Annotated in this window: 4 protein-coding genes; 1 reads left to right on the forward strand and 3 read right to left on the reverse strand. The window is 70.9% G+C overall.

Features of this window, described 5'->3' with window-relative positions; genetic code table 11:
• Positions 1-5: 5 nt before the first annotated feature.
• From ITJ62_RS15755 to ITJ62_RS15765, 3 genes are all read right to left on the reverse strand, one after another.
• Entirely contained in the window at positions 6-653 is a 648-nt protein-coding gene (locus ITJ62_RS15755) for a SipW-dependent-type signal peptide-containing protein (RefSeq protein WP_194604077.1), read from the reverse strand.
• A 20-nt stretch (positions 654-673) separates the two neighbouring features.
• Positions 674-1318, reverse strand: a complete 645-nt coding sequence (locus tag ITJ62_RS15760; RefSeq protein ID WP_228498535.1) for a SipW-dependent-type signal peptide-containing protein — start codon at positions 1316-1318, stop codon at positions 674-676.
• 195 nt (positions 1319-1513) lie between these two features.
• Positions 1514-4267, reverse strand: a complete 2754-nt coding sequence (locus ITJ62_RS15765; RefSeq protein WP_370581956.1) for a LuxR C-terminal-related transcriptional regulator — start codon at positions 4265-4267, stop codon at positions 1514-1516.
• A gap of 591 nt (positions 4268-4858) precedes the next feature.
• Here ITJ62_RS15765 and ITJ62_RS15770 point away from each other — a divergent pair.
• The coding region (locus tag ITJ62_RS15770) for a choice-of-anchor G family protein (protein ID WP_194604083.1) at positions 4859-12017 on the forward strand (7159 nt) is incomplete at its 3' end.

Here is a 12017-nt window from a genome sequence, read left to right on the forward strand (position 1 = left end):
TCCGATCAGGAACTGGAGGTGCTGGTGAGCTGCCACGTCGCCGACGCGGTTCCGCCCTGGAAGCTGGAGGCCGTGCCGGCCTTCACCCGCACGTCGAAGCAGAATCGCACCGTCGAACCGCCGGCCGCCGTGAGTGCACCGGTCGCCGTCGGCGGAGCCGTGCCCGTGGAGAGCGACGCGGTGTACGCGGGCACGGTCGCCGAGGTGAACGCGGCGGCGTTGCACGCCGTGCCCGCCGCCGTCGTGACCACGCGGTACTCGAGTTGCGGCAGGAGGGTGCCCGTCGCCGCCGAGACCGCGGACAGCGCCGCCGTCCCGCCGATGTTCGTCGCGGCGGTCGTGCGGATGTCGATGTACGCGAACTGCGAGAGCCCTGGCGACATGGCGGTCGCGTTGAAGACCAGCGTCGCTGGGTTCGCCGCCTCGTGCGCCGCCCAGGTCGACGACGAGGTCTGCGACTCCACGGCGAAGGTACTGGCCGCGAAGGTCGCCGTTCCGAACTCGTCGTCGCTCCACGCGGCAAGGGTCAGCGAGGTCCCGACGCCGAGCACGAGCGCCGCTGCGAGGGCCGCGCGGGCCTTCGTGAAGCGCGACGTGCTCCGTCGTCGATCGGTGCGGTGGTGTCTGCCTGCCGCAGGCGTGTGCCGTCCCATGATCGCCGTCCCGCCGCGGCTTACGGCAGCGGCGTGGTGGAGACGGCTGAGAACTCCCAGACGACGCTGCCGCTGGGGGAGGCCTGCGGGAGTGACGCCGCCGGGGTGACCTCGAAGCAGAGGTACACGGGCGTCGTGGCGGCGCCCAGGGTGAAGATGTCCGCTGCCGTGCTGGACGTGGTGGCGGCGTCCGTCACGAGCGCGTCGCCCGCGGCGAAGCTCGCCGCGTCGCAGCCGAAGGTGGTGGTGGTCACCACCGAGTAGGTGAGGGAGGATGCGATGGGAGCGGTGCTCGAGGCCTCGATGTCCACGGTCGCGGCGTAGGTCGACGCTGCGGTCAGCTGCACGGCGAAGCCGGCGTAGACGGGCTCCTCGGGAGCCAGGTTGTCGGCCTCGACGGCGAAGGTGAGGGGCGCGGCAGCCGCTTCGGTGGGGTGCTCGGAGAACGTGGTGCCGTCGGTGCTTCCCTCGATGCTGAACGCACCGCCGGCGAAGATCCCGGTCGCGAACTCGGAGTCGTTCCAGGCCGCGAGGGTGATCGCCGCACCGACGCCGAGCACGAGACCGCCGGCGAGGATCGCCTTCGCCCGCTTGCTGCGCAGTCCGCGCACGGGTGTCTCGGTGCCGGCGGCCACCTGGGCCTCGGTGCTGGTGTCGATGGTCATGGAAACCCCCTGGAGTCCGACGGTGCCACCGCGGTGCCACCTGACATGTCGGGCACAGGGAGACGACCTCCGCGCATCTCGCGACACTCACAGGACGATAGGCAGCAGGCTGATCTGTTGTCACCAGTAGTGGGGTACTGGGATCGCCGGGCGCTACGCAGAAAACTGCGGAGCGCCCGGTCTGACCGCCGCCGTCTACGCCTCTCGCTGCCCGGACTGCATGACGATCCGGCCCAGATCACGCCGACGCTCGGCGCCGAGCTTCGTCCGCGCCTGCAGGACGTGCGACTCGACCGTCCGGACGCTGAGGAACAGGCGGGTCGCGATCTCCTGGTTACTGAGCCCCTGGGCGATGAGCGCCGCGACCTCGAGCTCGCGGCGCGTGAGCGAGCTCAGGTCGGGGGAGGTGCCGGCCCCGTGGTTCGCCGCACTCTTCGAGATGTAGGCCAATGGCGAGTGGGTGGGAGGCTGGTCGGCAGCCGTCGGCGCCACTGGCGTCTCGTCGGACCGGTGGGTCACGAAGATCGGCGACGGGGGGACGGCGACCGGCCCGGTGACGGCGGCGTCCGACCGCGGCGTACCGCCGAGGCTCGCCAGCTCCGCAGCCCGCTCGGCGGATCGCCGGGCGTCGTGCGGTCGGCCCTCCGCGGTGCGGAGTCGCTCGGCCAGTTGATGCGCTGCGATGGCCCGATGACGCGCACCGATCTGTTCGAGGGAGGATGCCGCTTCCTCCACGCGGCCGGCGTCTCCGGCCGCGCCCGCCTCGAGCAGCAGGAAGAGCGCACCCTGCAGCGGCGTGAACTCGCGCGATCGTGCGTCGACGACCCAGTCGAGTGCCTCAGCCGGTTCAACTCCGGCCACCAAGGCCAGGCAGGCGGCGTAGAGCCGTTCGGTGAGCGGCTTCTGACGACTCCGGGCCATGTGGCGCAGCTGGAGACGGGCATCGGCGACTCTGCCGCGGGACATCAGCAGGCTGAAGTCGGTGCTGTCCGCGATGAACGAGAGGATCGGCGAGGATGCGATGATGCGCTGGTCCTCGGAAGCCCGACGTTCCTCCGCCTCCTCGACGTGGCCGGTCTGTGCCAGGGCTCCGATCAAGAGGAGTGCCGCCTGCACGTGTGCTTCCGGCGGCACCGTGGAGTCGAGCATCCGCTCGATGACCCGCAGATCGGCGAGCGCCCGTTCCGGTCGTCCGTCGTACATCGCGAGCAGTGCTCCGAGCAGACCCACGATGCACTGGTCGGTCGTGGCCAACTGTCCGGTTCCGCGTTCCGCCCGTTCGGCGAACTCGTCGACGAACCGGGCGAAGCCGGACCAGGACAGGCCGGTCATCAGCTGGACGCTGCCGGACGCCAGAACGTACATCGCGCTCGCGTCGCGAACGGCGTGGGAGAGCTGGTGGGCGGCGCTGTAGGGCACCGCGCGGTAGACGCCGTCAGCGAGCTGCAGCAGCTCGCTCAGCTCGGTGGGCGTCGCGTGGAGACCGGTGCGGGTCAGGAGGGCGGCGGCTGCGTAGAGCCGTGAGGACTGCGATGCGGTGGTGTCGCGCAGCACGCTCCAGAAGACCTCGTCGCCGCCGGTGGATCCGTCCCGGTCCTGGTCCCGCCAGGTCTCGATCATCCGGATCCGCTGCCCCAGCACACGGCTGTGCTCCTCCTGCTCGGTGAGTTCTTGCGCGCAGGTCCGGTCGGCCCAACGGTCCAAGGTCGCACGCCAGCTGAGCAGCTCCGTCTGGACGTCGTCGTCCGAGTCCGCGGAGGGGTCGTACTCGAGGGCACGTTGGGCCCCGAGCGTGTCGCCCAGCATCGCGAGCGACCGGGACCGCTGCAGCACGGCGGCCACGGAAGGCCGCCATCGGTAGGCGCGTTCGGCGAGCACTCGACCGTCCTCGGCCAGCCCGGACACGTTCGCGACATGTGCCGCTTCGAGGAAGATCCTGGCCATGGCGGCGGAATCGAGCCCCTCGTCGACCACCTGCTCCGTCGTCGACATCCAGTACCGTCCCAGGATGAACGACTCGTTCGGTGTCAGACGCCCGCCGGCGCGTACGTCCGAGATGAGGGTCCGCTGCACCCGGTCGTGGCGGTGCAGCCGACCACTGTGCCGCCACTCCGAGAGCGCCGACCACGCGTGCAGTTCGTCGGCGACGATCCGGTCCTGCCCGGAGCCGTCGTTGCGGGCGAGTCCCATCCGCAGCAGCGTGTGGAGCTGATGCTCGCCGAGGAGGCGAGCCGCTCGCGGGTAGGGGACGGAGCCGAGCTTGGCGAGCATGACGAGCGCGTAACGCCCCTCGTCCTCGAGGCGCGACAGTTGTGGCTCGGTGAGGTCGTGCACGCGCGGTGAGACGCCGGCGACACCGAGGGAGAGGATGCTCCGGGGGAGGTAGAAGTCGCCGCCCGTCTCCAGGGCGTCCTTCGTCAGCTCATGGACGAGCCGCGGCGATCCATTGCTCAGCCGCACGATGACGGCCTTCGCCATGTCGTCGAGCACGGCGTCGTCGGCGGCCTGGTCTGCGAGGGCGGAGGCTTCGAAACCGTCGAGCGCGGGCAGGTCGATGCGCGTGAGTGAGCCGCCGCGCCAGACGGCGAGCAACCGGTGGGCCGCTTCGTCGGTCCGGCCCTGCAGTCCCGTCAGCTCCTGTTCCAACGTGACGAGCGCCACATGCTCCCGCGACTGGGAGAGGTCGACGATGTCCGACAGGCTCGACGGGTGCAAGCGGGAACCGTCGTCGATGATGAAGACGGCGCCACTCGGCGTGGTGCGCCAGTTGCTCAGCGCCTCCGATGCGTCCGGCGATGCGCCCGACAGGTGGACCACCGCGCGGCCGGCTTCATGCATTCGACGGCCGATGCCTTCCGCGGTGAAGGTCTTGCCGTAGCCGTGCGGACCGACCAGGAGCGTGCTCGACCGGCTCTCGATGAGCGATGCCGCGCGTTCGATGGCAGCCACCCGGCTGCTCGGTTGCGCGCCCGAACGGGTCGTCGCCTGCCGGAACTCACCCGAGCGACGCGTCGACGCCCCCGCCGATCTCGACCCCCCGCCGAACCGGCGACCGCCGGCGCTCATGGCAGGTCCCGGGCGATCGACCCCGTCCGCGACCCCGCTCGCGGTTCTCCTGTCCCAGTCCGATTCTCCATCGCAGCCCCCTCAAGCTCCGCCAGCATCCGGTGGGGGATCCACACACTCAGGTGGTGCGAATCCATCGTCGGACTGCCCCCATTATCCGTACTCCCTGAATACGCCGGGAACCTTAGCTGGGCGTTCTCAGTAGAAACTACGTACCCCGGGTGGGGGTTTACCCCTCGTCTCTGGGGGTTATCCCGCAGCGGCGACGCGCATTCGCCGCGATGCGGACCGTTCCGTGCGGATACGGCGTGTGGACGGATGCGGAGACGTTCGTCGTCGACCGGAGTACCGGTTTCCGCTCGCGCACTACGGAGGTTGGGGTCCCTCCTCTGGGGGACAGACCCGGCCAGCCCTAGATTGGCCGGGATTGACGCCAGACGCGGCCAGCCCGTGCACCGACGAAAGGGTTCCACCGTGGGGGAACAGCAACGCAGCATCCTCGGCCGAGGCCGTGCGTGGAAGGTCGCGGCCATGGCCGTGGTCGGCACGGTCATCGCCATGGGATCGACGACGACGGCGGCAGTGGCCGCCCCATCCGACGTCTCGGACGGCCTCGGTCGATTCCTCGGTGGGCAGGCGGCCGGGATCAACCTCGACACCCTCGCCGCTGTCGCCGGTGCCCGAGCCGAGAACCCCAGCGGGGTGCACCCCGTCGCCGCGAACCCGCTCTCGGCAGAGGTGCTCAACACCCTCGGCGTCGACCTCGGTAGCTCGCTCCAACTGTTCGGCGCCAACGGCGTCATCGAGCTCGGTGCCGTCGCCCAGTACGGTGCCGCGGCCGACAACGGTGACGCGATCGCCGGTTCCGGTGCGGTCACCGACCAGGGCGGCGTCTCCATCGGTGGACCCGACGCCCCGCCGGCCGATGCGGACCTCGACCTCACCGGCCTGCTCGGCCGGGTCGGAACGCCGACCGGGGGCATCCTCAGCGACCTCTCGCTCAGCCTCGGCGCCCTCGCCTCCACGATCTCGCAGACGGGCGGCGCCACGGCCGTCCCCGACTACCAGATCGCCGGTGCGACGCTCAACTTCCAGAGCCCCCTCGTGCAGAACGTCGGCACGCAGGTCACCGGGCTTCTCCCGCCGCTGCAGACCACGCTCAACGGACTCACCTCGGCGCTCAACACGGCGCTGAACGCGAACCTCATCGGCGTCCTCCGTGTGAGCGCGACGGCGACGGTCACGCCGCCGAACCTCGCGACCGTCGTCAACAACATCCTCACCACCCAGGCGTCCCAGTCAGCGGCCACGGGCGTCTCCGTCAACCTGCTCACCGGCGCGGTGACGGTGGACCTCGCGACCCTCCTCGCGAACGACCCGAACCTGCCGGACCTCAACGACCTGCCGCCGAACACCTCGCTGTTGTCCGGCCCGATCGGCGCCGCCATCGCCGCCGCGATCACGTCCGCCGTCACCGCGCAGGTCACGGCGGTGTCGGCCGGCGTCAAGGCAGCCGTCGACGGCACTCGCATCCAGGTCACCGGCAACGTGACGACGAACGTCGTCGTCACGCAGGTCCCCGTCATCTCCTTGTCGCTCGACTCGACCCTCGGCGCCGTCCAGAACGGCACCGCCGCCTTCACCTCGGCGGGGCTCCTCCCGAACGTGTTGAACCCGATCCTCGCGACCCTCGGACTCACCCTCGACGGCGTGGTCAACCTCGTCCTCAACCTCGTGAAGAACACGGTCGCCACGGCCTACACCGGTGTCGGAACGCTCAACACCGGCCTGAACGGCATCACCGGCGGTCTCGCCGCGAACGTCGTCGGCCCCATCCTGAACATCGTGCGGCTCGTCGCCGACGTCACCGCCAACGTGCAGCCGACGACCGGCGACCTCGGTGACGGATCGGCGACCGTTCGAGCCGTGCAGATCTCCCTCGTCCCGGCGATCTCGCTCGCGACGGTCAACCTCGCGTCGTCCTCCGTCCGCGGCACGCTCGTCGTGTACGACACGGCGATCACCGCCACACCGGCGACCGTCAACCCCGGCCAGTCCACCGTGATCGACGGCACCGGGTTCGCGGCGAACGAGCAGGTCACCATCACCGCACCCGGCCTCGACCCGGTCACCACGACGTCGGATGCCGCCGGTGTGATCAGCCAGAGCGTCGCGATCCCCGCCGGCTTCACCCCGGCGACCCTGACGTTCACCGCCACCGGTGCGACCTCCGACACCCCGGCCACCACCGACCTCGTCGTCGCGCCGTTCGTGACCGCCATCACCGCCGACCCGGCGACGATCGCTCCCGGTGGCAGCACCACGATCACCGGCACCGGGTTCCTGCCCGGCGAATCGGTGTCGATCACCGTCCCCGGCCTCACCGACCCGATCGTCACCACCGCGACGGGCACCGGCACGATCTCCACCAGCCTCACGCTCCCGGCGGACTTCCCGCTCGGCCCCGTGACGGTCACGGCGACCGGTGCCTCGTCGGCCAGCCCGGCGACCACCACGGTCACCGTCGAGGCGACGCAGTACGTCACCGCCATCACCGCCGACCCGGCCAGTGTCGTCGCGGGTGAGACCACGACGATCACCGGCACCGGTTTCGCTTCGGGTGAGACCGTCACCGTGTCGATCCCCGGCGTCGACCCGGTCACCACGACGGCCACCGGAACCGGCACGATCTCGGTCGAGCTCGACGTCCCGACCGACTACGCCGCAGGCCAGGTCGTCGTGACCGCGCTCGGCGAGACGTCCGACACCCCGGCCACCACCAACCTCACCGTGGTCTACGAGACGTCGATCGTCGCCGTCCCGGCCACGGTCGCGGGTGGCACGACCACGATCATCAACGGCGCCGGTTTCGCGCCCGGCGAGGACGTCGTCGTGACGTTCCCCGGCCTCGAGCCGATCACCGTCACCGCCACAGCACTCGGCGCGATCGGCACCCCCATCGCGGTCCCGCAGGACTTCGCGGTCGGCGACGTCACGGTCACCGCGCTCGGCGCCGTGTCCGCGACCGAAGCGACCACCGTCGTCACCGTCACTGCGACGGTCTACGACACCGCCATCGCGCTGGACCCGACGTCGCTCATCCCTGGGAACACCACGATCGTGACCGGCACCGGCTTCCTGCCCGGTGAGACGGTCACCGTCGGCTACCCGGGCGGCACCCCGGTGACCGTCGACGCGGACGGCGACGGCGGCTTCACCGTCGACCTGCCCGTCCCCGACGGCACGCCAGCCGGCACGCTCGTCGTCACCGCGACCGGCGAGACCTCCGCAACCCCGGCGACCGCCGACCTCGAGGTGCTGCCGTACGACACGGCCATCACGGCCGACCCGGCCTCGCTCCTCCCCGGCAACTCGACCACCATCACGGGTACCGGCTTCGCCGCGAACGAGTCGGTCTCCGTCTCCTTCACTGGCGGCACGCCCGTCGTCGTGACGGCTGACGGCGACGGCGGCTTCACGGCCGTCCTGCCGATCCCGTCCGGCACGCCTGCCGGCGAGCTCACGGTCACCGCCATCGGCGCGGCCTCCGCCACACCGGCCGAGACGGACATCACCGTCGAGGCCTACGACACCGTCATCGCGCTCGACCCGGCGACCATCGCCCCCGGCGGCAGCACGGTCGTCACCGGTTCCGGCTTCGTCCCGCTCGAGTCCGTCTCGATCACCATCCCCGGCCTCGCGACGCCCGTGACGACCACGGCGAACGGCGACGGCGAGATCACGGTCAGTGTCACCCTGCCGGCGGACTTCCCGCTCGGCGACGTCACGGTCACCGCCACCGGCGTCGTCTCGGCCACCCCGGCCACGGCGACCCTCACCGTCGAGGCGACCACCTACGTCACGGCCATCACGGTCGACCCGACGACGGTCGTCGCTGGGGAGAGCACGCTCGTCACCGGTACCGGCTTCGAGCCCGACGAGACCGTCACGGTCTCCATCCCCGGTGCACCCGCGGTCACCACGCAGGCATCGGCGACCGGCACCATCTCCGTTTCGCTGCCGGTCCCGGCGGACTACGCGGAGGGCACGGTCGTCGTGACCGCCCTCGGCGAGGTCTCCGAGACCCCGGCCACCACGAACCTCGCGGTCGACGTCGTCTACACCCCGACGATCACCGCCGACCCGGCCACGGTCCCCGGCGGCACCAGCACCGAGATCTCGGGCGCCGGCTTCGCGCCGAGCGAGAGTGTCACGGTCACCTTCCCCGGCCTCGACCCGATCACGGTCACGTCGAACGCAGCGGGTGAGATCACGACCACCATCGACGTCCCGCAGAACTTCGCGGTCGGTCCGGTCACGGTCACCGCCCTCGGCGTCGTCTCCGCAACCGAGGCGACGACCACTGTCACGGTCGAGGCCACGGTCTACGACACGGCGATCACCGCCGACCCCGACACGCTCCTCCCCGGCGGCAGCACCACCGTCACCGGAACGGGTTTCCTGCCCGGCGAGTCCGTCTCCGTCTCCATCCCCGGCGGCACGCCCGTCGTGGTGGAGGCCGACCCGGACGGCGACATCACCGCCATCCTGCCGATCCTGCCCGGCACGGACCCCGGTCCCGTCGTGGTGACGGCCGTCGGCGCGGTCTCGGCCACGCCCGCCACTGCGACGATCACCGTCGAGGCGTTCGACACGACGCTCACCGCGACGCCGTCCACGCTGAACCCCGGTGACTCGACGATCCTGTCCGGCGCCGGCTACGTCGCGAACGAGTCGGTGACCATCTCGGCTCCCGGCTTCGACGACGTCGTGACCACGGCCAACGGGCTGGGTGAGATCAGCCAGGTGGTCGCCTTCCCGGCGGACTTCGTCCCCGCGACCGTGACGTTCACGGCCACGGGCGCCCTGTCGCTCACGCCGGCGCAGACCTCGGTCCTCGTCGAAGCGGTCGTGTACGACACGGCGATCACGGTGGACCCGACGACGGTCAACCCGGGTGGAACCACCACCGTCACGGGCACCGGCTTCGCACCGAACGAGACCGTCACCATCACGATCCCGGGCGGCGACCCCGTCACCGTGACGACGAACGGCGACGGCGACTTCACGCAGCCCGTGACGATCCCGGCCGGAACGCCTGCTGGGCCACTGACGATCACCGCGACCGGTGACACGTCGAACACGCCTGCCGACGCCGACGTGACCGTGGTTCCGTACGAGACCGCGATCACCGCCGACCCGGACACGCTGCTCCCCGGCACCTCGACGACGATCACCGGTACCGGGTTCGCGCCGAACGAGTCCGTCTCGGTCTCCATCCCCGGTGGTACACCGGTCGTCGTGACGGCAGACGGCGACGGTGGCTTCACCGCTGCCCTGCCGATCCCGTCGGGCACGGATGCCGGACCGCTGGTCGTCACCGCAACCGGCGCAGTCTCGGCGACGGACGCGACGGCGACGGTCACCGTCGAGGCCTACGAGACCGCGATCGCCCTCGACCCGACGACGGTCGCCCCTGGCGGCAGCACCACGGTCACCGGTGACGGCTTCGCGCCGAACGAGGCCGTAAGCGTCACCGTCCCGGGCATCGCGACGCCGATCCCCACCACGTCGAACGGCAACGGTGAGATCTCCGTGAGCGTCGACCTCCCGGCGGACCTCCCGCTCGGACCCGTGACCATCACCGCAACCGGGGCCGTCTCGGCGACCCCCGCCACGGCGACGCTCACCGTCGAGGCCACGACCTACGTCACGGCCATCACGGCTGACCCGACCACCGTCGTCGCGGGTGCCAGCACCCTCGTCACCGGCACCGGCTTCGCACCGAACGAGAGCGTCACGGTCTCGATCCCCGGTGCCGACCCGGTGACCACCACGGCGACGGCGACCGGCACCATCTCGGTGTCGCTGCCCGTGCCGGTCGACTACGCCGAAGGCACGGTCGTGGTGACCGCGCTCGGTGCGACGTCCGACACCCCTGCGACGACGAACCTCACGGTCGACGTGGTCTACACGCCGACGATCACCGCCGACCCGGCGACGGTCCCCGGCGGCACCTCGACGGAGATCTCGGGGAGCGGCTTCGCTCCGACCGAGAGCGTCACCGTCACCTTCCCCGGTCTCGCGCCGGTGACGGTCACCTCGAACGCCGACGGTGAGATCACCACGACGTTCGCCGTCCCGCAGGGCTTCGCGACCGGTCCGGTCACGGTCACCGCACTCGGCGTCGTCTCGGCGACCGAGGCGACCACCACCGTCACGGTCGAGGCCACGGTCTACGACACCGCGATCACCCTCACACCGGACACGGTGAACCCGGGCCAGACGACCACGGTCACCGGTACCGGCTTCCAGCCGAACGAGTCGGTCAGCGTCTCGATCCCCGGCGGCGACCCCGTCGTGGTGACGGCCGACGGCGACGGCGGCTTCACCGCGACCCTGCCGGTGCCGCCCGGAACGCCCGCCGGGCCGGTCACGGTGACCGCGGTCGGCGAGACCTCGGCGACGCCCGCCGAGGCGGAGCTCACGGTCGAGGCCTACGAGACGGCGATCACCGCCGACCCGAGCACGGTCACGGCCGGCGGAGCGACGCTCGTCACAGGTACCGGCTTCGCCGCGAACGAGTCCGTCACGGTCTCGGTCCCGGGCGGCACCGCCGTCCCGGCGACGACGAACGGCGCCGGTGAGTTCTCGGTCGGCATCACGATCCCTGCGGCCGCCACAGCCGGCCCGCTCGTCGTGACGGCCGAGGGAGCGGTGTCGCAGACACCCGCCACCACCACTGTCACGGTCACCGCTGTCGTGTTCTCGCCCGTCATCACCGCTTCCCCGGACGCGCTGATCGCCGGTGACACGACGGTCATCACCGGATCGGGCTTCGCAGCCAACGAGACGGTGACGGTGTCCATCCCGGGCGCTCCGGTCGTCACGCAGGTGACGAACGCCGGCGGCGGCTTCACGGTGACCCTGCCGGTCCCCGACGGCTACGCGCTCGGCGACGTCACGGTCACGGCACTCGGCGCTGCATCGAACGAGCCGGCGACGACGATCATCGAGATCCTCGCGTACGACACGGCCATCACGGTCGACCCGTCCTCGGTGCTGCCGGGTGAGACGGTCACGGTCGACGGGACGGGCTTCGCCGGTGGCGAGACCGTCACGGTGTCCGTCCCGGGCGCACCGTCCGTCACCGTGGTGACGAACCCTGACGGTTCCTTCACCGTGGACCTGCCGATCCCGGACGACTACACGCCCGGACCGGTCACGGTGACCGCCGAGGGCGACGTCTCCGAGACGCCCGCCGAGGCCGACGTCACCATCGAGGACGGAGCGGTCGACGTCGACACCGACGCCGCTGCGGTCGACGTGGACACGGATGCCGACGTCGACGTGGACGTGGATACCGACACGGACGTGGACACCGACGTGGACACTGACACCGCGACGGATGCTGACGTGGACGCTGACACGGCCACCGACGCTGACGTCGACGCTGACACGGCGACTGACGCTGATGTGGATGCTGACACGGCGACTGACGCTGACGTGGACGCAGATGTGGATGCCGACACGGCGACGGATGCTGACGTGGACGCTGACACGGCGACTGACGCTGACACGGCGACCGATGCTGATGTGGATGCCGACACGGCGACTGACGCTGACGTGGATG

Origin of the sequence: Plantibacter sp. VKM Ac-2876 (genome assembly GCF_015350715.1) — a bacterium.
GTDB classification, from domain to species: domain Bacteria; phylum Actinomycetota; class Actinomycetes; order Actinomycetales; family Microbacteriaceae; genus Plantibacter; species Plantibacter auratus.